This is a genomic window from Streptomyces sp. NBC_01335 (genome assembly GCF_035953295.1).
Lineage (GTDB): Bacteria > Actinomycetota > Actinomycetes > Streptomycetales > Streptomycetaceae > Streptomyces.
Window position 1 is genome coordinate 6,511,734 of sequence record NZ_CP108370.1, and the last position, 26,330, is coordinate 6,538,063.

Annotated in this window: 16 protein-coding genes; 14 read left to right on the forward strand and 2 right to left on the reverse strand. The window is 69.1% G+C overall.

Features of this window, described 5'->3' with window-relative positions; translation table 11 throughout:
- Nucleotides 1-490: 490 nt before the first annotated feature.
- From yicI to OG599_RS27870, 11 genes are all read left to right on the forward strand, one after another.
- Nucleotides 491-2,746 (forward strand): alpha-xylosidase, encoded by a 2,256-nt coding sequence (gene yicI, locus OG599_RS27820; RefSeq protein WP_327178705.1) that lies wholly within the window; start codon nucleotides 491-493, stop codon nucleotides 2,744-2,746.
- Nucleotides 2,747-3,069: 323 nt separating this feature from the next.
- Entirely contained in the window at nucleotides 3,070-3,705 is a 636-nt protein-coding gene (locus OG599_RS27825; RefSeq protein ID WP_327180211.1) for a histidine phosphatase family protein, read from the forward strand.
- A 903-nt stretch (nucleotides 3,706-4,608) separates the two neighbouring features.
- Complete coding sequence (gene ngcE, locus OG599_RS27830; protein WP_327178706.1) at nucleotides 4,609-6,054, forward strand: N-acetylglucosamine/diacetylchitobiose ABC transporter substrate-binding protein; 1,446 nt, start codon at nucleotides 4,609-4,611, stop codon at nucleotides 6,052-6,054.
- A 49-nt stretch (nucleotides 6,055-6,103) separates the two neighbouring features.
- A complete protein-coding gene (locus tag OG599_RS27835) occupies nucleotides 6,104-7,024 on the forward strand; it encodes a carbohydrate ABC transporter permease (RefSeq protein ID WP_327178707.1) in 921 nt (306 codons plus the stop codon).
- Complete coding sequence (locus tag OG599_RS27840) at nucleotides 7,024-7,953, forward strand: carbohydrate ABC transporter permease (protein WP_327178708.1); 930 nt, start codon at nucleotides 7,024-7,026, stop codon at nucleotides 7,951-7,953. The genes OG599_RS27835 and OG599_RS27840 overlap by 1 nt, the downstream gene beginning before the upstream one ends.
- A 214-nt stretch (nucleotides 7,954-8,167) precedes the next feature.
- The gene (locus OG599_RS27845; protein WP_327178709.1) at nucleotides 8,168-9,367 is read left to right on the forward strand and encodes an ROK family transcriptional regulator; all 1,200 of its coding nucleotides are present in this window, start codon (nucleotides 8,168-8,170) and stop codon (nucleotides 9,365-9,367) included.
- A gap of 121 nt (nucleotides 9,368-9,488) precedes the next feature.
- Nucleotides 9,489-10,607 carry a sugar ABC transporter substrate-binding protein gene (locus OG599_RS27850; protein ID WP_327178710.1) on the forward strand — a complete coding sequence of 373 codons (1,119 nt, stop codon included), beginning with the start codon at nucleotides 9,489-9,491 and terminating at the stop codon, nucleotides 10,605-10,607.
- Nucleotides 10,608-10,867: 260 nt separating this feature from the next.
- Nucleotides 10,868-11,656, forward strand: a complete 789-nt coding sequence (locus OG599_RS27855) for an ATP-binding cassette domain-containing protein (protein WP_327178711.1) — start codon at nucleotides 10,868-10,870, stop codon at nucleotides 11,654-11,656.
- Nucleotides 11,653-12,945 carry a sugar ABC transporter permease gene (locus OG599_RS27860; protein ID WP_327178712.1) on the forward strand — a complete coding sequence of 431 codons (1,293 nt, stop codon included), beginning with the start codon at nucleotides 11,653-11,655 and terminating at the stop codon, nucleotides 12,943-12,945. Before OG599_RS27855 ends, OG599_RS27860 begins: the two co-directional genes overlap by 4 nt.
- A gap of 290 nt (nucleotides 12,946-13,235) precedes the next feature.
- Entirely contained in the window at nucleotides 13,236-15,149 is a 1,914-nt protein-coding gene (dxs, locus tag OG599_RS27865; RefSeq protein ID WP_327178713.1) for a 1-deoxy-D-xylulose-5-phosphate synthase, read from the forward strand.
- 256 nt (nucleotides 15,150-15,405) lie between these two features.
- Nucleotides 15,406-16,872, forward strand: coding sequence for an amino acid permease (locus OG599_RS27870; RefSeq protein ID WP_442809714.1), 1,467 nt, complete (start codon nucleotides 15,406-15,408; stop codon nucleotides 16,870-16,872).
- 124 nt (nucleotides 16,873-16,996) lie between these two features.
- On the opposite strand, the gene OG599_RS27875 is transcribed toward OG599_RS27870, so the two are convergent.
- A complete protein-coding gene (locus OG599_RS27875) occupies nucleotides 16,997-18,115 on the reverse strand; it encodes an LCP family protein (protein ID WP_327178715.1) in 1,119 nt (372 codons plus the stop codon).
- Nucleotides 18,116-18,419: 304 nt separating this feature from the next.
- On the opposite strand from OG599_RS27875, the gene OG599_RS27880 reads away from it, so the two are divergent.
- The 3 genes from OG599_RS27880 (at nucleotide 18,420) to OG599_RS27890 (ending at nucleotide 25,358) form a co-directional block, all read left to right on the forward strand.
- Nucleotides 18,420-19,508: a hypothetical protein gene (locus OG599_RS27880; protein ID WP_327178716.1), complete on the forward strand. Its 1,089-nt coding sequence runs from the start codon at nucleotides 18,420-18,422 to the stop codon at nucleotides 19,506-19,508.
- Nucleotides 19,509-20,035: 527 nt separating this feature from the next.
- Complete coding sequence (locus OG599_RS27885; RefSeq protein WP_327178717.1) at nucleotides 20,036-23,830, forward strand: bifunctional glycosyltransferase/CDP-glycerol:glycerophosphate glycerophosphotransferase; 3,795 nt, start codon at nucleotides 20,036-20,038, stop codon at nucleotides 23,828-23,830.
- Nucleotides 23,823-25,358, forward strand: coding sequence for an accessory Sec system protein Asp2 (locus OG599_RS27890; protein ID WP_327178718.1), 1,536 nt, complete (start codon nucleotides 23,823-23,825; stop codon nucleotides 25,356-25,358). The genes OG599_RS27885 and OG599_RS27890 overlap by 8 nt, the downstream gene beginning before the upstream one ends.
- Here the strand turns inward: OG599_RS27890 and OG599_RS27895 are convergent.
- Entirely contained in the window at nucleotides 25,352-26,239 is an 888-nt protein-coding gene (locus tag OG599_RS27895) for an endonuclease/exonuclease/phosphatase family protein (protein WP_327180212.1), read from the reverse strand. The genes OG599_RS27890 and OG599_RS27895 overlap by 7 nt on opposite strands.
- Between the last annotated feature and the right edge of the window lie 91 nt (nucleotides 26,240-26,330).

A 26,330-nucleotide genomic window follows, 5' to 3' on the forward strand; every position in this document is an offset into this window, starting at 1 on the left:
TTGTTCACTAGAAGTACTAATACATCTGAAGTTGATGTCGCACCAGACCTCTTCTGTGACACAACGGTCACTCCTGGGCAACTTTCCCGTCGCGTGACGGCCCACATCGGCCCGAGTGTCGATATTCAGGGTCGATCCACAGCAATCGCGGCGCATTTGTTTTGTGTACGATCAAATGAGACTCCCGGGAACGAGGTGCGCCATGCCGTCCGGAGGGACGCGCGACGTGGCAGGTCGGCGGCCGTGCGCGGCCCGCCACAGGGGCGCCGTGCGCGCGGCCCCCGGCGGGCCGGGGCGTGCGCCGGCTCCCCGGCCGGGCCGTGAGTGTCCCCGCGTCCCCGTACCTCCGGAAGGCCAACCCGGACCGACCCGGCAGACCGAACCCCGGGCCGACCGCCCGGACCGGATCTCCGGGTTCCCGGGCCTCCGGGTTCCCGAACCCGCGGACTCCCGATCCTCCGAACCACTGCAGAACGGCTAAGGACCCCCCATGAAGTTCACCGACGGCTTCTGGCAGATGCGGGACGGTGTGGTCGCCTCGTACGCCACCGAAATCCGCGATCTGCGCCTGGACACCGACCGGCTCACCGCCTTCGCCGCGGTCAAGCGCGTCGAGCGGCGCGGTGACACGCTCAACGCCCCGCTCATCACGGTCGAGGCGTACTCGCCCGCCGAGGGCGTCATCGGCGTGCGGGTCACCCACCTCGCCGGAAAGCGCAACCCCGGCCCGGAGTTCGGCCTGCCCGGCGCCACCGGGGAGGCGACCGCCACCACCCGCCGGGAGAACGGCGCCGCCGAGCTCACCAGCGGCCCGCTCACCCTGCGCCTCTCCGACTCGGGCGCCTTCGGCCTGGACTTCCTGGACGGCGAGGGCCGCCTGCTGACCGCCGCCGGCCGCAAGGGCACCGCCTTCGCCACCGTGCCGGACGGCGGCCACCACATGGCCGTGCAGCTCGGCCTCGGCGTCGGCGAGACCATCCACGGTCTGGGTGAGCGCTTCACCCCGTACGTGAAGAACGGCCAGGTCGTCGACATCTGGCAGGCGGACGGCGGCACCAGCAGCGAGCAGGCCTACAAGAACATCCCGTTCTACCTCTCCTCGCGCGGCTACGGCGTCTTCGTCAACCACCCCGGCAAGGTCTCCTTCGAGGTCGGCTCCGAGGCCGTGGGGCAGGTGCAGTTCAGCGTCGAGGACCAGACGCTGGAGTACTTCGTCATCGCCGGCCCGACGCCCAAGGACGTCCTCGCCCGCTACACCGCGCTCACCGGCCGCCCCGCGCTGCCGCCGGCCTGGTCCTTCGGCCTCTGGCTGACGACCTCGTTCACCACCTCGTACGACGAGAAGACCGTCACCTCCTTCGTGGAGGGCATGGCGGACCGGGGCATCCCGCTCTCCGTCTTCCACTTCGACTGCTTCTGGATGCGCGAGTACCAGTGGTCGGACTTCGAATGGGACCCGGAGGTGTTCCCGGACCCGGTGGGCATGCTCGCCCGCCTCAAGGCGCGGGGCCTGCGGATCTGCCTCTGGATCAACCCGTACATCGCGCAGAAGAGCGCCCTGTACGCGGAAGGGGCCGAGAAGGGCTACTTCGTCCGCACCGCCGACGGCGACGTCTGGCAGTGGGACCTGTGGCAGGCCGGCATGGCGCTGGTCGACTTCACCAACCCCGAGGCGACCGCCTGGTTCCAGAGCAAGCTGAAGGTGCTGCTCGACCAGGGCGTCGACGGCTTCAAGACGGACTTCGGCGAGCGCATCCCCACGGACGTCGTCTGGCACGACGGCTCCGACCCCGAGCGGATGCACAACTACTACACGCACCTCTACAACAAGGCCGTCTTCGAGCTCCTGGAGAAGGAGCGCGGCCAGGGCGAGGCCGTCCTCTTCGCCCGCTCGGCGACCGCCGGCGGCCAGCAGTTCCCCGTCCACTGGGGCGGCGACTGCTGGTCCTCCTTCGGCGCGATGGCCGAGTCGCTGCGCGGCGGGCTCTCGCTGAGCCTCTCCGGCTTCGGCTTCTGGAGCCACGACATCGGCGGCTTCGAAGGCACCCCCGACCCGGCCGTCTTCAAGCGCTGGCTCGCCTTCGGCCTCCTCTCCTCGCACAGCCGGCTGCACGGCTCCTCGTCCTACCGCGTGCCGTGGGAGTTCGGCGACGAGGCGGTGGACGTGGCCCGGCAGTTCACCGAGCTGAAGCACCGGCTGATGCCGTACCTGTACGGAGCCGCCGTGGAGGCCCACCGCACCGGCGTCCCGGTGATGCGCCCGATGCTGCTGGAGTTCCCGGACGACCCGGCGACCCGCACGGTGGACCGGCAGTACCTGCTCGGCGGGGACGTGCTGGTGGCCCCGGTCTTCACCGAGGACGGGCAGGTCGAGTACTACGTCCCCGAGGGCACCTGGACCCACCTGCTCTCCGGCGAGACCGTCACCGGCCCGGCCTGGCGCCAGGAGGTCCACGGCTTCGACAGCCTCCCGCTGCTGGTCAGGCCCGGCGCGGTCCTGCCGCTCGGCGCGGACGTCTCGCGCCCGGACGGCGACTGGCTGGACGGGCTCGAACTGCGCGTGTACGCCCCCGCCGGCACCGGTGACTTCACCCGCACGGTCACCGTGCCCGACCTCACCGGCGCCCCCGCGGCGACCTTCCAGGTGGTCCGCGAGGCGGACACGGTCCGTGTGACCTCGGACACGGCCCGCCCCTACACCGTCGAGCTCGTCGGCGAGGACGGCCTGCGGGTGGTCCGCGGCTGATTCGTATACGACCCGGATTCGTACACGACCCGGGTGCGACCCGGATACGGCCACCGCCGGACCCGGGTACGCCCCCCCTGTACGGCCACCGCCCCCGGTGACGCGCCCTCCCGCCCGCGCGTCACCGGGGGCGGTGCGCGCGGGCGAGGAGCCCGTCGCGGACGCGGGACACCCGTCGGCCGGCAGGTCGTGCGCGCGCGGGCCCGTCGCGCGCGGGCCCGTCGCGCGAGGGCGCGTCGCGAGGGCGGCGGTCCCTACGGAATGCGATCGTGGTCCGGCGGGTTTGCATGATCGCAGCGACACGCACGAAGAACGGACGCACCATGGGCGAGTTGATCCTGATCCGGCACGGCGAGACCGAATGGTCCCGGAACGGCCGGCACACCAGCTACACCGATCTGCCGCTCACCGAGTTCGGCGAGACCCAGGCCCGCGCGCTCGCCCCGCTCCTCGCGGACCGCCACATCGGGCTCAGCCTCGTCAGCCCCTCGGTCCGGGCCCGCCGCACCGCCGAACTGGCCGGGCTCACCTCGCCCCGCATCATCCCCGAGCTGCGCGAATGGGACTACGGCGGCTACGAGGGCATCACCACCGTCGACATCCACCGCACCCGCCCCCTCTGGAACCTCTGGACCGACGGGGTCGAGGCCGGCCCCACCGCGCACCCCGGTGAGAGCCCGGCCCAGATCGGCGAGCGGGCCGACAAGGTGCTCGCCGGGGTACGCGCGACGGCCGAGGGCCTCGCGAGCGACGAGGACATCGTGCTCGTCGCCCACTCCCACTTCCTGCGCGTGCTCACCGCCCGCTATCTGGACCTGCCCCCCGCCGGCGGCAACCTCTTCCAGCTGGCCACCGGGGCGATCTCCCGGCTGGGCACCGAGCACGGGCAGCCCGTGATCACCGCCTGGAACCTGGCCCTGCCCGAGAGCCTCGTCCGCGAGGTCCGCCGGGAGCGCTGAGCCGGCCCGCGCGCCGCCTGCGTGGTGGCGGGGGGTCGCGTACACCGCACCCCGAGGAACACCTGAGCACGACGGCCGGCACCGGAGGACACGGTGCCGGTCAGCACCTGAGCACGACGGCCGGCACCGGAAGACACGGTGCCGGCCGTTCCGCTTTCCGCGAGGCGTACCGCGGGGAGGCCGCAGTGCGTATCGCACGGCCCGACGCGGGCCGTTCCGCGCCCGCCCCTGCGGGCCTGTTGCCTTCGTTTCTTGTACGTTCGGGAATTGAACGCAGCCGCCCCATCGCTGCGGGTGTACGACATGGACTCGACCGATTCGCCCGGATCGAATTCCTCGCGCCCCGGCGCATATCGCGCGTTTTCCCTGCCCGGATCGGTGTTTGACGCCATTTGTTGTGACCCGGGCGGTGGGGGATTTCGCCGGAAACGGGCACTCCGGGCACCCCGCGCGGACCCGTGCGACGGCCGGGTGATCCCGTGTTTCCGGGCGGTTACGAGAGGGGTGCCGGGCGAATCGTCGAAATACCGGAAATGCTGCCGCCGGGCTCGGGGCGCACGGTGCCGACGTATCCGCGAGGTCTCAACTCGGGAAAGACTCCCGGGCAAACCTGCATTCGATCTTGCTCCGCCGCCCGCAAGTGGACTATACCTGTCGGCGTCTGCACAGCCGTTTCACACGGTTGCGCACTCGGAGGGGTGCGGGAGAGCGGTACGAGGCATGTCTTGAGCCGCTTCGCTGTACGTTCTTCCGACACGCCAGGCCGAGCCAGGCAATCCGGTACGTCTCTCTGCATGACCCAAGCGCAACCGACCGCGCGGTGGCGGGACCCTTCGCCTGAGGCGAGATCTCGACGGGTGACCGGTACACCGCCTGAGTCCTGATGAAGGTGAGGACTTGAGCATGGGATCGACCTCCGCCCACAACAATGAGGGTCTCGGCCGTCGCGATCTGATCAAGCGGTCCGCCGCTCTCGGCGTGATCACCGTTCCCACGATGAGCTTCCTGGCGTCCTGTGCCAGCGGCGACAGCGGCTCCGACGAGAAGGTCGAGAAGGGCACCAAGTCGGCGGAGAACCCGCTGGCCGTCAACGAGAGCGCACCGCTCGAACTGGTCATCTTCGACGGCGGGTTCGGCACCAAGTACGCCGAGGACGCCAAGGCGGTCTACGCGAAGACGTACCCCAAGGCCAAGGTCACGTTCTCCAAGACGCAGAAGATCCAGTCGGTTCTCCAGCCGCGCTTCAACGGCGGCACCCCGCCGGACCTGATCGACAACTCCGGTGCCCAGCAGATGGACATGGGCGTCCTGGTCGGCAAGAAGCAGCTCGCGGACCTGACTCCGCTGCTCGACGCCCCGTCCATCGACGACCCGAGCAAGACGGTGCGCGACACCCTGCGCCCGGGAATCGTCGAGATGGGCCAGTTCGACGGCGACCCGGTCTGGATCATGTACTACGCCTACACGGTGTACGGCGTCTGGTACTCGCAGACCGCCCTGGACAAGCTCGACGCGACGTACCCGGAGAACTGGGACGACATGCTCGCGCTCTGCGCGAAGGCGAAGAAGAAGGGCATCGCCGGCTGGACCTACGCCGGTAAGTACCCCTACTACCTGCCGTTCTCGCTCTACCCCTTCATCGCCAAGATCGGCGGTTCGGAGGTGCTCGACGCGATCGACAACCTGGAGCCGAAGGCGTGGGAACACCCCGCCGTCAAGGCCGCGTTCGAGGCGTACTACGAGCTCTACAAGAAGGGCTACGTCCTGGAGGGCACCCCGGGTCTCGACCACCGGGGCTCGCAGGGCGCGTGGGCCAACGGCAAGGCGCTCTTCATCCCCAACGGCTCCTGGGTGGAGAACGAGGAAGCCGCCATCATCCCCAAGGACTTCAAGCTGTCCGTGGGCGCTCCCTCCAGCCTCGACGCCTCGGACAAGATGCCGTTCGGCACCATCTGGGCGTCCGGCGGTGAGCCCTTCATCGTCCCGGCCAACGCGAAGAACGCCGAAGGCGGCATGGAGCAGCTGCGCATCATGCTCAGCGAGGCCTCCTCGAAGTCCTTCACCACCAGCACCAAGTCCCTGTCCGCCTACAACGGCGGCACCGACGGCATCGAGCTGTCGGACGGCCTCAAGTCCGGTGTCGCCGCGCTGGAGAAGGCCGGGACCAACGTCGTCAACCCGCGCCTGCAGGACTGGTACGTCAAGCTCCAGAAGGAGCAGATCGGCGTCTCCGGTCTCGGCGAGATGATGGCCGGCCGTGCGACCCCCGCCGAGGCGATCAAGAAGATCCAGGGCTACGCGGACGCGGCGGCCAAGGACCAGTCCATCAAGCACTTCAAGCACCAGTGATCAACGCGTCACCAGCGGCGGCACGGCAGGAAGGTCGGAGTCGGTAACGATGCAGCACGGTAAATACCGGTTCATAGTCGGGTTTTTGATCGCCCCGATGGCGTTGTACGTCATCTTCGTCGTCTGGCCCTTCATCCAGTCCATCTACTACTCGTTCACGGACTGGACGGGGCTGAGCCCCGACTTCGAGATGGTCGGCTTCGACAACTACACCAAGATGTTCAAGGACGACGTCTTCTGGAAATCGCTGGAGCACAGTGTGCTGCTGGCGATCCTGCTGCCGCTGGTGACGCTGGGGCTCGCCCTCTTCTTCGCCTTCATGCTCAATGTGGGCGGCCGGCGCCGAAAGGGCGCGGTCATCTCGGGCGTGCGCGGATCGGGTTTTTACAAGATCGCCTACTTCTTCCCGCAGGTCCTCTCCATCGCGATCGTGGCGATCCTCTTCCAGTTCGCCTTCGATCCCGCCCAGGGCATGATCAACGGCTCGCTGAAAGCGTTCGGATTCGATCACCTGCCGAACTGGCTCGGCGATCCGAAGCTCGCGCTCTGGTGCATCATGGCGGTCCTCGTCTGGTGCACGACCGGGTTCTTCGTGGTCCTCTTCTCGGCGGGCATGGCGTCCATCCCGAAGGACTTCTACGAGGCGGCCCTGCTGGACGGGGCGAGCAGGTTCACCACGTTCTTCCGGATCACGCTCCCGCTGCTCTGGGACACCGTGCAGTCCGGCTGGGTCTACATGGGGATCCTCGCGCTGGGCGCCGAGGGCTTCGCGGTGGTGAACATCATGAGCGTCGGGCCCGGCGGACCCGACTACTCGACCACCGTCCTGCCGCTGTACGTCTACCAGGCGGCGTTCCGCGACGGACAGGCCGGATACGCGACCACGATCGGCGTCGCCCTGCTCCTCGTGACCCTGGCGTTCGCCGCCGTCGTCATGAAGCTGGGCCGGCGCGAGCGGCTGGAGTACTGATGAAGACCACTGACACCCCGCCCGCCCTCCGCGAGGAGGCCCGAGTCCCCGGTCAGCGGAGCACCGGGGACGGCTCCGCGGGCACGTCCCGGGCGAAGCGCGGCGAGGGACACGTCCTCAACGTGTTCTCGCACGGTGTGCTCGTCATCTGGGCGATCCTGGTGATCCTGCCGCTGTTCTGGGCCGTGATGTCCGCCTTCAAGTCGGACAAGGCCATCTTCAACTCCCCGTGGGCGCTGCCCGACTCCCTGAGCTTCGACGCCTGGGGACGGGCCTGGAACCAGGCGCACATGAGCGAGTACTTCCTCAACACCGTTCTGGTGGTCGGGGGATCGCTCATCGGCACGCTGGTGCTGGGTTCGATGGCCGCGTACGTACTGGCCCGGTTCGACTTCCCCGGCAACCGGTTCATCTACTACCTGTTCGTCGGCGGCATGAGCTTCCCGGTCATGCTGGCCCTGGTCCCGCTGTTCTACGTCATGGACAACATGGGACTGCTGAACACGATCCACGGCCTGATCCTCGTGTACATCGCGTACTCGCTGCCGTTCACCGTGTTCTTCCTGACCTCGTTCTTCCGCACCCTGCCGACCTCGGTCGCGGAGGCGGCGCTGATCGACGGCGCCTCGCACACCCGGACCTTCTTCCAGGTGATGCTGCCGATGGCGAGGCCGGGGCTGATCAGCGTCGGGATCTTCAACTTCCTCGGGCAGTGGAACCAGTACATGCTGCCCACGGTGCTGAACACCGACCCGGACAAGCGGGTGCTCGCGCAGGGTCTGGTGGAGCTCTCCACCAGCCAGGGGTACAAGGGGGACTACTCCGGGCTCTTCGCCGGACTCGTCATCGCCATGCTGCCCGTCCTCGCCGCGTACATCGTCTTCCAGCGCCAGGTGGTGGCCGGCCTCACCGCCGGAGCGCTCAAGTAGCACCTCCGCTTCATCCCGGCTTCACCACGGAACCGCCCTACCGCCTCCGGCCGTTGGGCGGTTTCGTCCGTGTTCCCCCGAATTCGGCGGGCCTCATGTGGGGAGGTGCCGCGCTCATACGGGCTCCGCACGCTCAAGGTCTTGACGGGGCACACCCTGGAACGGTCAGCTATTGGTTCACATGTTAGAGAAAACGGCAGGAGTGAGTGAGTCGATGGAGACTCCGGGGTCGCAGACATCTCTGCATCGGGCCAATCTCGAGCGGGTCGTACGTGCCGTGCGCATGGCGGGGTCACTCACCCAGGCGGAAATCGCCAGGAGCACCGGCCTCTCCGCGGCCACCGTCTCCAACATCGTGCGCGAGCTGAAGGACGGCGGCACCGTCGAGGTGACCCCCACCTCGGCGGGGGGCCGCAGGGCCAGGAGCGTCTCGCTCAGCGGTGACGCGGGTGTCGTGATCGGGGTGGACTTCGGCCATACGCACCTCCGGGTGGCGATCGGCAACCTGGCCCACCAGGTCCTCGCCGAGGAGTCCGAACCGATGGACGTGGACGCCTCCTCCGCGGAGGGGTTCGGGCGGGCGGAAGCCCTGGTCAACCGGCTGGTCAGGACCACCGGGATCGGGCAGGACAAGATCATCGGGGTGGGGCTAGGAGTGCCCGGCCCGATCGACGTCGAGTCGGGCACCCTCGGCTCCACGTCGATCCTGCCGGGATGGACGGGCATCAATCCCAGCGCGGAGCTCGCCGCCCGCCTCGGTGTGCCCGTCTACGTCGACAACGACGCCAATCTGGGGGCCCTGGGGGAGCTGGTCTGGGGGAGCGGGCGCGGAGTCCGGGACCTCGCGTACATCAAGGTCGCCAGCGGGGTGGGGGCCGGCCTGGTGATCAACGGGACGATCTACCGCGGCCCCGGGGGGACCGCCGGGGAGATCGGCCACATCACCCTCGACGAGGCCGGTCCCGTCTGCCGCTGCGGCAACCGCGGATGCCTGGAGACCTTCGCCGCCGCCCGGTACGTCCTGCCGCTCCTGCGGCCCAGCCACGGGGCGGACCTGACCATGGACCGGGTCGTGCAGCTGGCCCGCGAGGGCGACCCGGGGTGCCGCCGGGTGATCGCCGACGTCGGCCGGCACATCGGCAGCGGCGTGGCGAACCTGTGCAACCTCCTCAACCCCAGCCGGGTCGTACTCGGCGGATCGCTCGCGGAGGCAGGGGAGTTGGTCCTCGGGCCCATCCGCGACTCCGTCGCGCGCTACTCCATCCCGAGCGCGGCGCGACAGCTCTCGGTGCTTCCCGGGGCGCTCGGCGGCCGGGCCGAGGTGCTCGGCGCGCTGGCCCTCGTGCTGAGCGAGATGGGCGATTCGACCCTGTTGGAGGCCACTCTCTCGCCGGGCACTCCTGCCTTCACTTAGATAACGAATGGCACCGTTGTCATCTCGTTAAGTATTTACTCCTTGACGCCGCCCTTGCGGCCGAGTTGACTTCCGTCCACCTCGGCCGCAACGTCGCGGCCTCGTCAGGGAGGTTCGAGTTATGAACACGCGTATGCGTCGTGCCGCTGTCGCCGTTGCCGCCACCGCCATGGCGGTCTCGCTTGCCGCTTGTGGGAGCGCCAAGGAGTCCGGTGACAAGGCCGACAGTGGTTCGTCGGCGAAGAAGGGCGACGACCTCAAGATAGGTCTGCTCCTTCCGGAGAACGCCACCGCTCGTTACGAGCAGTTCGACAAGCCGATCATCGAGAAGAAGATCAGCGAGCTCACCGGCGGCAAGGCGAAGGTCGTCTACAGCAACGCCAAGCAGGACGCCACGCTGCAGGCGCAGCAGGTCGAGACCATGATCACCAACAAGGTCGACGCCCTGATCATCGACGCGGTCGACTCCGCCTCGATCGCCAACAGCGTGAAGAAGGCCAAGGACGCGGGCATCCCCGTCGTCGCCTTCGACCGCCTCGCCGAGGGCCCCATCGACGCCTACACCTCGTTCGACAACGAAGAGGTCGGCCGGGTCCAGGGCAAGGCCCTGCTGGAGGCGCTCGGGGACAACGCCTCCAAGGGCAAGATCGTGATGATGAACGGCGCGATCACCGACCCGAACGCCGCACTCTTCAAGAAGGGCGCCAAGTCCGTCCTGGACGGCAAGGTGACCGTCGGCAAGGAGTACGACACCAAGGAGTGGAAGCCGGAGAACGCCAACGCCAACATGGAGGCGGCGATCACGGCTCTCGGCAAGGACAAGATCGTCGGCGTCTACTCCGCCAACGACGGCATGGCCGGCGGTATCATCACCGCCCTCAAGGCCTCCGGCCTGAAGACCCTCCCGCCGGTCACCGGTCAGGACGCCGAGCTCTCGGGTGTTCAGCGCATCGTCGCCGGTGAGCAGTTCATGAGCGTCTACAAGCCGTACGCCCCGGAGGGTGAGGCCGCCGCCACCATGGCCGTCTCGCTGGCCAAGGGCGAGAAGATCGCCGCGTCGGTCGCCACCTCCACGGTGGACAGCCCCACCACCAAGGGTGTCCCGACCTACCTCGTCCCGGTCGTCTCGCTGACCAAGGACAACATCAAGGACACGGTCATCGAGGACGGCGTCTACACCGCCGCCCAGATCTGCACCACCCAGTACAAGGCCGCCTGCGACGCGATCGGCCTGAAGTAGTCCCACCCGCCGGACCCCGCCGCCGCCTCCACGCGGCCGGCGGGGCCCTGGCAGGGACCGGCCCCGCACCGGCGGAGCAGCCGGCCCAGGGCCCGCCGCGCAGCGGCCCGCCCGCCCGAAGCCTGTCCGGTGCCCCGCCCCTTCATCAGCCCCGCTAACGGGCGGGGCGCCGGACGGAAACGCTTCCTCGCTTTCTCTTCTGCTCAACCACCGCGCCTCCCCCCAGGCGCGGCATCCCCGCCGGTCAGGCGGCGAAGGAGATGGTTCACGTGTCCGCTACGCCCGTGTTGGCGTTGCGAGGGATCTCCAAGCGATTCGGTGCCGTACAGGTACTCACCGAAGTCGACCTCGAGGTCCACGCCGGAGAGGTTGTCGCCCTGGTCGGCGACAACGGAGCCGGTAAATCAACGCTGGTCAAGACCATTGCCGGTGTCCACCCCATCGATGACGGCGTCATCGAGTGGCAGGGCAAGCCGGTCCACATCAACCGCCCCCAGGACTCCCAGGGTCTGGGCATCGCGACGGTCTACCAGGACCTCGCGCTGTGCGACAACCTCGATGTCGTGGGCAACCTCTACCTCGGCCGGGAGCTGCGCCGCTTCGGCATCCTCGACGAGGTGGAGATGGAGCGCCGCTCCCGCGAGCTGCTCTCCACCCTCTCCATCCGCATCCCCAGCGTCCGCATCCCGATCGCCTCGCTCTCCGGCGGTCAGCGCCAGACGGTGGCCATCGCGCGTTCGATGCTCGGTGAGCCGAAGCTGGTCATCCTCGACGAGCCGACGGCCGCCCTCGGCGTCGAGCAGACCGCCCAGGTCCTCGACCTGGTCGAGAGGCTGCGCGAGCGCGGTCTCGCGGTCATCCTCATCAGCCACAACATGGCCGACGTCAAGGCGGTGGCCGACAAGGTCGCCGTGCTGCGTCTCGGCCACAACAACGGCGTCTTCGACGTGAAGACCACCTCGCACGAAGAGATCATCTCTGCCATCACGGGTGCCACGGACAACGCCGTGACCCGTCGTGCGGCGCGCACCGCGGAGGTTTCGAAGTGACCACGGACAAGACCTCCACCGCCGCGGCGGAGAAGCCGGTCGTCAACCAGGAGGCCGCCGCAGGCGCCGCCACCGCGGTCGACCCCCGGCTGCTCGTGCGCGAGCAGGGCCTCGGCGGCTACTTCGGTGAGTTCAAGCGCAAGATCGGTGCCGGTGACCTGGGCTCGCTCCCGGTGATCCTCGGTCTGGTCATCATCTGCATCGTCTTCCAGAGCATGAACTCCGAGTTCCTCTCCGCGAAGAACATCACCGACATCTCCGTCACGATGGTCGCCACCGGCATGATGGCCGTCGGCATCATCTTCGTGCTGCTGCTCGGTGAGATCGACCTCTCGGTCGGCTCGGTCAGTGGTGTCTCGGGCGCCCTCATAGCGGTGCTCACCATCACGCACGGCATGAACGAATGGCTCGCCATCCTCATCGCCATCGTCAGCGGTGCGGTGATCGGCGCGATCCACGGTTTCTTCTTCGCCAAGATCGGCGCCCCGGCCTTCGCGGTCACCCTGGCCGGCCTGCTGTTCTGGCTCGGCTTCATGCTCAACCTGCTCGGTGACACGGGCACCATCAACCTGGACAGCGAAGGCGTCGTCGGCCAGATGACGACGTACTACTTCACCGATGTCGCCGCGGCCTACGGTCTCGCCGCCGTCGGCGTGGTGATCTTCTTCCTGTCGGCCTTCTTCGACAGCCGTCGCCGCGAGGCGGCCGGCGTCCCGGCCCGTCCGCTCGCCGACATCATCGTGCGCACGGTCGTCCTGGCGGTCTTCGCCTTCGCCGCCGCGTTCATGTTCAACCAGGACCGCGGTCTGCCCCTGGCGTTCGTCCTCTTCATCGCCGTCCTGGTCATCACGGACTTCGTGCTGCGCCGCACGGCGTACGGCCGGAAGATCTTCGCCCTCGGTGGCAGCGTCGAGGCCTCCCGCCGTGCCGGTATCAACGTCACCGCGATCCGCGTCTCGGTGTTCGCCATCGCCGGTACGTTCGCGGCCATCGGCGGCCTGTTCTGGGCCTCGAAGATCGCGTCCGCCAACCAGAGCGCCGGTACCGGCGACCTGCTGATGAACGTCATCGCGGCGGCCGTCATCGGTGGCACCAGCCTCTTCGGTGGCCGGGGCCGCACCTGGAACGCCCTCCTCGGCGTGATGGTGATCGTCTCCATCCAGTACGGCCTGAACCTCGAAGGCATCGCCACCCCGGTCCAGTACATGATCACGGGTGCCGTCCTCCTGGCGACGGTCTGCATCGACTCCGTCACCCGGAAGACCCAGAAGACGGCGGGCCGCGCCTGAACCACGGCTCCGCGCGGGTGCCCGGCGTCCCCCAGGGGGTGCCGGGCACCCGCGTGTCCGTGTGCGTCGCGTGTTCCCCCCGTGTTCGAGGCCGGTCCCGGGGGACGACCGGCGCTCCCGGGGTAGGAGCATCCAGCGCGGGTCGCGGCGGGCGCGCGACCCCGGCTCCCACGCCCGGTGGTACCCCGGGCGTGAGAAGGAACGCACCGCCCGATGCTGCGGCCCCGGGCCGGAACACTAGACTCGTCCAAATCGACACGCTCGACCAGCTCACACGCAAGGAGGCACGGGTGGACCTGCTGACCCGCATCGAGGGACCGCGCGACCTGGACCGGCTCAGCCTCGACCAGCTGGAACAGCTCGCCGGGGAGATCCGTACGTTCCTGGTCGACGCCGTGTCCAAGACCGGTGGACACCTGGGCCCCAACCTGGGCGTGGTCGAGCTGACCATCGCCCTCCACCGGGTCTTCGAGTCGCCCCGCGACAAGGTCCTCTTCGACACCGGCCACCAGAGCTACGTGCACAAGCTCCTCACGGGCCGCCAGGACTTCTCCCGGCTCAAGAGCAAGGGCGGCCTGTCGGGGTACCCCTCGCGCGCCGAGTCCGAGCACGACGTGATCGAGAACTCGCACGCCTCCACCGTCCTCGGCTGGGCCGACGGCCTCGCCAAGGCCAACGAGGTGCTGCGCAAGGACGACCACGTCGTCGCCGTCATCGGCGACGGAGCCCTCACCGGCGGCATGGCCTGGGAGGCGCTCAACAACATCGCCGCCGCCAAGGACCGCCCGCTCGTCATCGTCGTCAACGACAACGAGCGCTCCTACGCGCCCACCATCGGCGGCCTCGCCAACCACCTCGCCACCCTGCGCACCACGGACGGCTACGAGCGCTTCCTCGCCCGCGGCAAGGACCTCCTGGAGCGCACCCCCGTCGTCGGCCGGCCGCTCTACGAGACGCTGCACGGCGCGAAGAAGGGCCTCAAGGACTTCATCGCACCGCAGGGCATGTTCGAGGACCTGGGCCTGAAGTACGTCGGCCCCATCGACGGCCACGACATCGAGGCACTGGAGTCCGCGCTGCTGCGGGCCAAGCGCTTCGGCGGACCGGTCATCGTCCACTGCATCACCGAGAAGGGCCGCGGCTACACCCCCGCCCTCCAGGACGAGGCCGACCGCTTCCACGCCGTCGGCAAGATCCACCCCGACACCGGGCTGCCCATCTCCACCTCCGGCCTCGACTGGACCTCCGTCTTCGGCGAGGAGATGGTCAAGCTCGGCCGGGAGCGCGAGGACATCGTCGCGATCACCGCCGCCATGCTCCAGCCGGTCGGCCTCGGCAAGTTCGAGGAAGCCTTCCCCGACCGGATCTACGACGTCGGCATCGCCGAGCAGCACGGCGCGGTCTCCGCCGCCGGCCTCGCCACCGGCGGACTGCACCCCGTCTTCGCGGTGTACGCCACCTTCCTCAACCGCGCCTTCGACCAGGTCCTGATGGACGTCGCCCTGCACAAGTGCGGCGTCACCTTCGTCCTGGACCGGGCCGGCATCACCGGCACCGACGGCGCCTCGCACAACGGCATGTGGGACATGTCGATCCTCCAGTGCGTGCCGGGGCTGCGGATCGCCGCCCCGCGCGACGCCGACCAGGTCCGCGCCCAGCTGCGCGAGGCCGTCGACGTCGACGACGCGCCCACCGTGGTCCGCTTCTCCAAGGGCGCGGTCGGCCCGGCCGTCAAGGCGGTCGGCACCGTCGGCGGCATGGACCTGCTGCGCGTCCCCGACACCGACCGGCCGGACGTGCTGCTGGTCTCGGTCGGCGCGCTCGCCCCCATGTGCCTGGAGATCGCCGACCTGCTCGACGCCCAGGGCATCTCCACCACCGTGGTCGACCCGCGCTGGGTCAAGCCGGTCGACGAGGCCATGGCCCCGCTCGCCGACCGCCACCGGGTCGTCGTCACCGTCGAGGACAACAGCCGCGTCGGAGGCGTCGGCTCCGCCGTCGCCCAGGCGCTCCGTGACGCGGGTGTCGACCTGCCGCTGCGCGACTTCGGCATCCCGCCGGTCTTCCTCGACCACGCCTCGCGCAACGAGGTCATGGCCGAGATCGGCCTCACCGCCCCGGACATCGCCCGCCAGGTCACCGGGCTCGTCGCCAAGCTCGACGGCCGCTACGAGACCCGCGACGCGGAGCACGCCCGCGACTGACCCGCCCCCGACCGGACCCGCGCGACCGGCCCCGACGCCGGCCGCGGCCCGCGCCGGACGGCGTCCGGCACACCCCGCGTACCGCCGAATGGGCCGGTGCCGCCTCCCTGTACGGGTGGTGGCACCGGCCCATCCGCGCGACATGCTCCGCAAGGCGCCCCGAGTCCGGGGGACCTCCCCATGATGGCGCCCACGACGAGTGCGCGGAGGTACGCAGGTGAGCGTGGAGCAGGGGACACCCCCCGGCCGGGACGGTCTGTTCCGGACCAAGACGATCGAGCAGTCCCTGCGGGACACCGAGGAGCCCGAGCACGCGCTCAGGAAGTCGCTCTCCGCCCTCGACCTCACGGTCTTCGGTGTCGGAGTCGTCATCGGCACCGGCATCTTCGTCCTCACCGGCAAGGTCGCCAAGGAGACCGCGGGCCCCGCGACCGCCATCGCCTTCGCGGTCGCCGGAGTCGTCTGCGCGCTGGCCGCCCTCTGCTACGCCGAGTTCGCCTCCACGGTCCCCGTCGCGGGCTCCGCGTACACCTTCTCCTACGCCTCGCTCGGCGAGCTGGTCGCGTGGATCATCGGCTGGGACCTGGTGCTGGAGTTCGCGCTGGGCACGGCGGTGGTGGCCGTCGGCTGGTCCGGGTACGTACGCTCGCTGTTGGACAACGCGGGCTGGTCGCTGCCCGACGTGCTCTCCGGCACCGACGTGGCGTCCGGCTTCGGGTTCGACCTCCTGGCGTTCCTCCTCGTGCTGGTCCTCACCGCCGTCCTGGTGCTCGGCATGAAGCTCTCCGCGCGGGTCACCACCGTGGTCGTCGCCATCAAGGTGGCCGTCGTCCTGATCGTCATCGTCGCCGGGCTCTTCTTCATCGACTCCGGCAACTACTCGCCCTTCATCCCGGAGGCCCAGCCCCAGCCGTCCGGCACCGGCCTCGACTCCCCGCTGATCCAGGCGGTGTTCGGCTACGCGCCCACCAACTTCGGCGTGATGGGCATCTTCACCGCCGCCTCCATCGTCTTCTTCGCCTTCATCGGCTTCGACGTGGTCGCCACCGCCGCCGAGGAGACCCGGCACCCGCAGCGGGACATGCCCCGGGGCATCCTCGGGTCGCTCCTCATCTGCACGGTGCTCTACGTCGCCGTCTCCATCGTGGTCACCGGCATGCAGCACTACACCGAACTCTCCGTCAGCGCCCCGCTGGCCGACGCCTTCAAGGCGGTCGGCCACCCCTTCTACGCGGGCATCATCAGCTTCGGCGCCGCCGTCGGGCTCACCGTCGTCTGCATGATCCTGCTGCTGGGCCAGTCCCGCGTCTTCTTCGCGATGAGCCGTGACGGGCTGCTGCCCCGGTTCTTCTCCGTGACCCACCCGAAGTACGGCACCCCGTACCGTCCGACGATCCTGCTCGGCGTCGTCATCGCGATCGTCGCCGGATTCACCAGCATCGACGAGCTGGCGACCCTGGTGAACATCGGGACGCTCTTCGCGTTCGTGGTGGTCGCCCTCGGCGTGATCGTGCTCCGCCGCACCCGTCCCGACCTGCCCCGCGCCTTCCGTACCCCCTGGGTGCCGCTGCTCCCGATCCTCTCGGTGGCCGCCTCGGTCTGGCTGATGCTCAACCTGCCGGTGGAGACCTGGCTCCGGTTCGCGCTCTGGATGGTGCTGGGCGTGATCATCTACTTCGTGTACGGGCGCAAGCACAGCCGACTGGCCGCCGGCGGGAGGTGACCCGCCGCGCCGCCGCAGCCGCACCACGGCCGCGGGGCGACGCGAGAGGGGCGTGCGACTGTCAAGGCCGCACGCCCCTCTTCCGTTTCCGCAGGTCCGCAGGTCCGCAGGTCTGCGGGGGCCGTCAGCCGCCGGTCGCCGGCGACTTCTTGGCCGACTCGGGGATGGTGGCGTCCGTGCGGATCGCCTTCCACAGGTCGTCGGACTGCGGGTGGGCGGCCACCACCCGGTTCGGGTCCACCGTGTCGTACGCCACCGGCAGCATGATCGTCTCCATGGTCGACGGGTCGACGCCGTTCATCGAACGGGCGAACTCCGCCAGGGAGGTCAGCGAGGCGAGGCTGGAGTCGGTGGTCAGCGACTCGGTGGCGGCACTGGCGATCTTGTAGGACTTGGTGGGGCTGCCCAGCAGGTCCTGCTTCTTGACCTCCTTCAGCAGCGCGAAGAGGAACTGCTGCTGGAGGCCGATCCGGCCGAGGTCGCTCCCGTCCCCGATGCCGTGGCGGGTCCGGACGAAGGCGAGGGACTGGGTGCCGTCGAGCTTGTGCGTACCGGCGGTGAGGTTCAGGCCGGTCGCGCTGTCCTTGATGGGCTCGTCGACCTTGACCGTGACACCGCCTATGGCGTCGACGAGACCCTTGAAGCCGGCGAAGTTGATCTCCAGATAGTGGTCGATCCGCACGCCGGACATCTTCTCGACGGTCTTGACGACGCAGGCCGGACCCACCTGCGAGTAGACCGAGTTGAACATGACGCGCTCGGCGGACTTCATCGTGGAGCCGTCGTTCTTGACGCACTCGGGCCGGGTCACCAGCGTGTCGCGGGGTATCGAGACCGCGACGGCCTCGGTGCGGCCCTCGGGTATGTGCACGACCATCGCCGTGTCCGACCGCGCGCCGCTGACGCCGCCACCGCCGCCGAGCGCCTTGTTCTCCGCCCCGGCCCGCGAGTCCGACCCGAGGACGAGGATGTTCTGCCCGGACGTCGGCAGCTTCTCCGGCCGCTCCTTCTCGTCGAGCTTGGAGTCGATGTCGACGGCCTTGATGTTGCCGTCGAGGTCGCGGTACATCCAGTAGACCGTGCCGCCTGCCGCGATCAGCAGGACGAGGACGATACCGAGGGCGATCTTGAGGCCCCGGCGGCGCTTCGGGCGCCCGTCGGCCCCGGTCTTCCCGCGGCCCTTCGTCCGGGACGAGTTCCGTCGGGATGCCCGGCCACCCGAAGGCGTGGCGTCTTCACTCATGGAGTTCGAGTCCCTTGTTCTCGCGGCCGGGGGAGCCGTGGGGTGAATGGACCCGGGTGGGGGGAAGGGCCGGTCCGACTTGCGTAGTGCATAGCACTATAGACAGTTCGTCGAGTGTACGTACGAAGGACTGCTCGCCCACGGGAGGTGAAGGTGACCCCGCAGCGTCCGTGCCCGCCGGACGTTCACCCGGCCTCCGCCTGAACTTCCGGCGCAGGCGGGGTCTAGGATGTTGAAAATTCGAAAATGCACGCGATGTGGGACATCCTGAGCGTGCCGGATGCCTGGAAGGGTGACTGCGGACATGCGTGGACGGCCTGCTCCCGCGCCCCCGAAGGCGGACTCCGCCGGCGCCTCCGTCGCGTTGCGGGGCGCCTGGCTGACCCTCGGCAAGGACGGCCGCCTCACCCTCTACGTCCCCGCCGAAGGCGGACTGCGGCGTTGGACCGAGGAGCGCCCCGGCGGCCCGGACTGGGGGCAGCCCGTTCTCGTCCCCGTCCCGGGTCTGACCCACCTGTCCGTCACCCAGGACGCCCACGCGTACGTTCATCTCGTCGGCCGCCGGGAGCGCGGGGTGCCGGGGGGCGGCTCCGAGGTCGACATCGTCCACGCCGTCCAGTACCAGACGGGGCGTCCCGTCTCCCAGTGGCGCTCGCTGGGGAACCCCCACAAGGAGGCGGAACCCGCGAGCCGGGTCTCGGAGCCCGTGGTCGTGATGGCCGGTTCGGGTGCGGTGGACGTCTTCGTGCGGAACGCGTCCGGCGGCCTCGCGCATCGTCAGGAGCGCGGCGACGGCAAGTGGCTGGGCTGGCAGGAGCAGGACTGCGGCGGCCTGGAGGGAAACCTCGCCGCCGTCGCGCTCGCCTCGGGGCGGATCGAACTGTTCGCCACCACCCGCGAGGGAGTGCTGCACTGGTCGCAGCAGGAAGCCGGCGGGGCTCTCGGGGAGGGGCGTCCCGCACGCCTCGCGGCGGCGCCGGGCACGCTCGCCGTTCTGGAGACCGGGCCCGACCGCCCCACCTGTTACTGGGCCGACCCGGGAGGCCGCGGAGCGGTCGCCTTTCGGGCCGGTGGCTGGCCGATGGCTCTGGGAGGGGCCCCCGGCGACGGCGCCCAGACGGTGACAAGGGCTCGCCTGGACGGTTACGACTGCACCTTGCTGGCCCACCGGAGCGTGGACGGCACCGCGACGGCCGGCATCTGCGTCACGGAGAACGAGGCGAACGGAATGTGGTGGACGGACACGGGAGTCCGCTGCCTCGGAGCTCCCGCACTCGTGCAGGACGCCGTCGGCGCGGTCGTGATGGCGGTCGTCGGTGAGGACGAAACCCCCCGGATCGCCCGGCAGGTGGACGGGCCGGGCCTGACCCTTTCGGAGTGGCGAGCTCTCTGACGGCCGGTGGCGACGCGGGGTCGGAAGGCCGGCCCCGGTGTTCGGGGTACTCGCCCGCGCCGATTCCGGGGGGAACGGCCGGACACGGCCCGGGCGTGGTGCCGGGCGCGCGGGGGGCGCGGTGCTGGGGCGCACGGGCCCGGCCCGATCCGGACGAGAGGCTCCTGTCCGCTCAACCCCGTCCGGATTGCTCACATACCGTCAATGAGACCGAACCCATTGGCCTTTCGGGCCAATGGTGCGCGGGACTTCCGAACCGATCGATGAAGGCGGCAGACGGTTGTGCGGCGGAGATTGTGGCACACGTCACTTCACCTGTCGACCTCTTTGCGATACCGGCACGGAATACGCACGTTGACATCCTTTAATGTTCACTTAAGATTTGCATCTGGCGCAACAGTTCGAGGCCGCGAGCACTCGACGGGGGTGGCCCACCGCAGGTCGGGGACAGCCGACGGGTGGTGCGTGTCTTGGGAAGTCGTAGTGGGCGCAGGTGGTCTCTGCTGTCGCGAACTGGAGTGTGAAGCATGGCCTCTGGGCCCCGTCTGAGTGTCGTCGTCCCCTTCATGGACGTGGAGGCTTATCTCGCGGAGTGCCTGGAATCCATTGCGAGACAGACATTCCGTGATTTCGAAGTGATCATGGTCGACGACGGTTCGACGGACACGTCCACCGCGATCGCGGAAGAGTTCTGCACGATCGACCCCCGCTTTCGGCTGATACGCCAGGAGAGCCACGGTCCGGGGCACGCACGGAACACGGGACTGCGCGCCATGCATCCCGAAGGCGAGTTCCTGGTGTTCGCCGACGGCGACGACGTCATCCCCGAGTACGCCTACGAACTGCTCATCCGCACACTCTCGGAGTCCGGATCGGATTTCGTCTCCGGCAACGTGCAGATGATGAACTCCACGAAGAAGTGGCAGTCGCCGCTGCATCAGGGTCCGATGCAGCGGGACCGGCGTGGTACGCACATCACGCGCTTCGACGCCCTTATCTACGACCGGACCGTCTGGAACAAGGTGTTCCGGCGGAGTTTCTGGGACTACCACTTCATCCAGTTCCCCGAAGGGGTCCTCTACGAGGACTCCTGGGTGAACATGTTCGCCCACTTCAAGGCCGAGAAGGTCGATGTCATCAACGACGTCGTCTACTTCTGGCGACGGCGCGACGGCGGGGCCGCGCCCTCCATCACGCAGCGCCACACCGAGCTCAGCAACCTTCAGGACCGCGTCGCGGCCGTGCGGTCCGTGAGCCGTTTCCTCGGACAGCACCGTTCGCGTGCCTACCGCGAACACAAGCGCAAGTACGACCTCGTATGCCTCAAGTCGGACCTCATGCTGCATCTGAAGGTTCTTCCCGACGCGGACGAGGAGTACCGCGACGCCTTCATGTACGCCGCCCAGGACTTCCTGAGCGAGGCGGACGACGATCTGATCGAGCAACTCCCCGCCGACGCCCGGGTGAAGTGGCTCCTCGTCCACCAGGGCCGGCTCGCCGAACTTCTCGACGTCCTCGAATTCGAGCGGAAGGGCGGCCCGCTCCCGGTGCGCCGCCGGTTCCACAGATACCTGAACTACCCGCACCTCGGAAACCGGGAAACCGGTCTGGAGAAGCGCGACTACCGGCTCGGCAAGGAACTATCGCCGTTCAGTTCGCTCCACAGCGCCGAGTGGAACGGCGAGTGGCTGACCCTGACCGGATCCGCTTACGTGCGTTTCATCAATGTGCACAAGCGGCACATGTCGACGAAGATGCTGGCCCTGCGGAACAAGAAGCTGGGCAACACGCTCGTCAATCTCGCGAAGACCACGTATTACCCGCAGGCGACCGAGCACTCGAACCAGAATCGCTACTGCTACGACTGGGCCGGATTCGAGAGCCGGTTCGACACCACTCGCCTGAAGAAGAAGGGCGAGTGGGTCGAGGGCACCTGGGACATCGCCGCCGGCGTGTTCAGCCGCGGCCTGTTCCGGTACAAGAGCATCGGGCGCGGCGGAGCGGGATCCGCGGCCAACCCGCCGATCCGCTACGTCGACAACAACACCCGGATCGTCCCCCTTTTCGTCCAGGGCGGCCTCAAGCTCCGTGTCGAAAGGGTGCGGTGCCGCATCACACGGCACCGGGTGACCGGCCAGTACCTCGAACTCGGCGGTGTCTACCTCGGACCCACCGTCCCGGAATGGGGTAAATTCCGCGTCACCAGTCTGAACGGCGCCGGCAAACACGACTCCTGGATGTCGTTCCAGCCCGGCGGTGACGGCTGGTGCACGTTCGCCGCGCGCATTCCGCTCAGCCACCTCGTGCCCGGAACACGCGGAAACGGCGACGGCTCGGTACCCCAGGCATGGACCATGGGGAGCAACGGCTGGAAGACGACGGTCCACGTCGAGGGCCGCAAGGGGGCCCTGTACCCCGTCATGGCGCAGGACACGGACGACGGCCACTACCGGATGCCCGAGGAGCTCCAGACGCAGGAGGGCGACCGCGAGATCGTCGTCCACCGCAACGGATCGGGGTACGTCGTCCTCTTCGAGCGCGCGGCCCTGCCGCTCGTCGCGGACTACCACTGGCGCGAGGACGGCAGCCTGGAGATCGTCGGCAGGTACTCCTGCGCCGGCCAGCTGCCTCCGGACACGACGGCCGACGCGCACGTGGTGGTCCGCTCGCGCGCCCATGGCGCCGAACGCGCGGTGGCCATCCAGTGGGCCGGAGACCGCTTCCGCTGCGTGGTCACCCCCGCGGCGATGCGGACCCTCGCCGGGGACATCCCGCTCGCCGCGGGCCGGTGGGACTTCTTCCTCCGCCGTCAGGACCCGTCCGTCGTGGCCCCGGACCAGCGTCTGGCCGACCTCACCCTGAAGATCGAGCAGAGCCTCATCCCCACCTTCCCGCAGGAAGTCGAGGAAGGCGGCCGCGGATACGAGCTCCAGGCGGAGGCGTACGACAGGCTCTCCCTCCTCGTCCGCTCCGCGATGGCCGAGGACGCCCGGGGCCCGTACCGGCAGAAGCTGCTGCGCACCAAGTACTACCCCCAGGCGCGCCGTACCCACATCAAGCCCGCCGTGCTGTTCGACGCCTTCAAGGGCACGCAGTACTCGGACAGCCCGCGAGCCGTCCACGAGGAGATGGTCCGGCGCGAAGTCGCCCTGGAACACCTCTGGGTGGTCCGCGACGACCAGGTCCAGGTCCCGCCCACGGCCCGGCCCGTGCGCATGTGGTCGCGGGAGTGGTACGACGCCCTGGCGACCTCCCGTTACATCGTCGCCAACAACCATCTCCCCGACTGGTTCGAGAAGCGTCAGGACCAGGTGGTCGTCCAGACCTGGCACGGTACGCCGCTCAAGAAGATCGGCCACGACATCGAAGCCGTCCACTTCGCCGACCAGCGCTATCTGGAGCGGGTCGCGAAGGAGGTGCAGAACTGGGACATGCTGGTCTCGCCCAACAGCTTCTCCACCCCCATCCTCAAGCGGGCCTTCCAGTTCCCCGGAGAGATGGTCGAGTGCGGGTACCCCCGCAACGACATCCTGCGCCGGCCCGGCATGGAGCGCCGCGCGGCCGAGATCAGGCAGAGCATCGGCCTTCCCCCGGGCAAGCGCATCATCATGTACGCCCCGACCTGGCGCGACGACCAGTTCTACGCACCCGGCAAGTACAAGTTCGACTTCCGGATCGACCTCGACGACGCCCGCGCACGGCTCGGCTCCGACCACGTGCTGATGGTCCGCCGCCACCCCAACGTGGTGGACCCGGTCCCCGGCGCGGGGGACGGCTTCGTCTTCGACGTGTCGGACTACCCCGACATGGCGGATCTCTCGCTCATCACCGACGTGATGATCACGGACTACTCGTCGCTGATGTTCGACTTCGTCAACACTGGGCGCCCCATCCTCTTCTTCACCTACGACCTCGACCACTACCGCGACACCTTGCGCGGCTTCTACTTCGACTTCGAGCGGAGCGCCCCCGGCCCGCTGCTCTCCGAATCGGCCGAGCTGATCTCGGCCATCGCGAACGTGGACCGGATCGAGGAGGACTACGCGGAGCGGTACCGCTGGTTCCAGCAGCAGTTCTGCGACCTCGACGACGGGTACGCCGCGTCCCGGCTCGCCGAGCACGTCCTCGCGGCCGGCGGCGACCTGGACGCCCGGCGGGTCGGCGGGACGGACATCGACATGATGTTCCCCGGGCCGCACGGGCCGCTCGCCCTCGAAACCGGTGCTCCGCCGGCGGAAGGCGTGGCCCGCGCCATGACCTACCCCGCCCCGCACCGGCCCTCGGACCAGTACGCCGCGAGGACGGATTCCCTCCATGTCTGACGCAGTCCCGGCCGGCCGCCAGATCTTCGACGGGGTGGACACGTCCGGCAGGTTCCCCGTCGACTACAGGTTCGCCCACGCCAAGAACGGCAACCGGCGGCTGATGGTCGTCTTCGCCCATCCCTTCGCGCCCGACGAGTACGGGTGGGCCGACGGGGTCCTGGACGGGACGCGGTCCAACATCCTGTGGATCCGGGACAATTTCGACGGTGAGAACAGCTACTACCTGTGCAAGGAGATGGATTTCGGGCTGGAGGAGTCCGTCATCGGCCTCATCTCCAACGTCATGCACGCGCTGGAACTGACGCCGGACGACTGCATCATGTTCGGCAGCTCGACGGGCGGTACGGCCGCGCTGTACTACGGACTGAAGTACGGCTTCCGCTCCATCGTGGCCGGTGATCCGCAGTTCGCCGTCGGCTCCTTCGCGAAGCAGCACACGCAGTCCACCGCCCGCTTCATGACGGGCGAGGACGTCCCGGACCGGAACGTCGAGATCCTCGATGCGCTGCTGCCGGAGACGGTGTGGCTCAGTGGCAACCGCGACGCCGACATCTACGTGATCTCGTCGCCCGGGGGCGCGCGGTACGAGCAGCACGTGGAGCCGTACATCGGGCACTTCCGGGACTACGGCAACGTCAACTTCATCCACCACGACTCCCCGCTCGACGTCGGCCACGACAAGGCGGCCTCGCGCAACCTCCCGGTCATGCTGGGGCTCGCCCACCTCCTCGTCGACGGCGTCACTCCGCGCATCGGGTCGATCCGGACCGGGTACGAGCAGCCGGAGCGCGGCACAGCCGGTATCGACGCGTACCTGAGGTCGACCTCCCTGCTCCAGGAATCCTTCCCCGCACCCGTCGTCGACGCGCCGGTGTCCGGGGCAACGGCGCCGGGGTCGACCGTGCCGTTCACCGGCTCCGCGCCCGGAGCGGTGCGGGTGAGTCTCTGGGAGAACGGAAAATTCCTGTTCTCTCCGCAGGTCGCGCCGGACGGCCGCTGGAGCTGGGACCCGGGCCGCGACTGGACCGCGGGCAAGCACGTCGTGCGCCTGTTCGCCGTGGACGCAGTCGGCCACCACTCTCCGCGGACCGAGGCCGTCTTCCATGTCCCGGCGGTGAACGCCGCCGCGTCCGGTGCGGCAGCACCCACTCAGGGCGCCGGGGGACAGGGGGCGTACCGCGTGCCGACGACGAGGCCCACCGCGCCGATGGTGTGGGAACCGGCCGACGGCCTGCGGCTGCCGGGTCCCGCGGTGGTGCTGACGGGGTACGCCCCGGGCTCCGCACGTGTGGAGTTCGTCGAAGGCGGGCTGCGGCTCGGTGTGGTCCAGGTGGCACCGGACGGCACCTGGGCGTGGGACTCCGGCTGGTCGTGGATGCCGGGTGCGCACGACGTCGAGTGCTTCGCGGTGGACCCCATGGGAAACGAGTCCGTGCGGGCGTCGGTGCGCTTCGCCGTGGCCGGCCCGGAAGACAGCCACGGCGGGATCAGGCCGCCGGCCTCCGGCTACGCCGGGCACTACTGACCCGTGCGGACCGTCATGACGAGGGCCCGGTGGTCCGAGACGCCGGTGTCCCGGACGGCACAGCCGGTCCGGGGGAGTGCGGTGAACTCGTAGTCCAGCTTCGACCCCGAGGCATGGGTGTCCCGGCCCGCCCGCGAGGAGGGCGACGCCTGGTCGCACTCCCGGTAGCGGCGGTACGCCTCGTCCGGCCAGATCCAGCGATACGTGTCGTCCGCCGCCGTCGGAGGGGAGCTGTTCAGGTCGCCCCCGAACACGGTGCGGGGACCCGCGGCCCCGAACAGCGCCGCGAGCTGGTCGTCGCGGTACTCCCACCGCGGGTGTGCCTTGTCGGCCCCCACCAGGCTCAGATGCGCGTCGCAGACCTGGACGTCGCGGGTCGCCACGGTCGCGCACCGGATGCCCCGTCGCAGCCCCACCACCGGCTGCGGCGTCGGCACCTGTTCGACGTGGGAGAGGGGCGAGGAGGCCAGCACCGCGATGCCCGCCGTGCCGCCGAGCCGCTGCGCGCACCGGACGGGGGTGTCCGTGCCGTCGGCGGCACGGTAGGAGTACGCCTGGAAGGTGCTGTGCCAGCTCCCGCCCAGCTCCTTCCGTGCCAGGGCGAGATCGTCGGCGCACACTTCCTGGAGCATGATCACTCCGGCGCCCCCGGCGGTGGCGAGTTCCTCGACGGCGTCGATCTTCTGCCGGCGCGAGCCGGTGTCCTCGCAGCCCCACTGCCGGACGCCGCACATGTTCCAGGTGGCGATCCGCAGTTCCTCCGGACCCGCCCGGGAACTTCGCGCACGGGTGGCGGACAGCACGGTCAGCAGCGTGCAGAGACACAGCAGGACCGCGCCGAGCACGACCGACCACCTGCGACGGCGCCGTTCCCACCACATCACCCGGTCAGCTTACGCGGCACGCTCCCGCGCCCGTCCGCCGCCGTCGCGCCCCGGCACCCGGCCCACCCGCACGAGAACGGGCCGTACG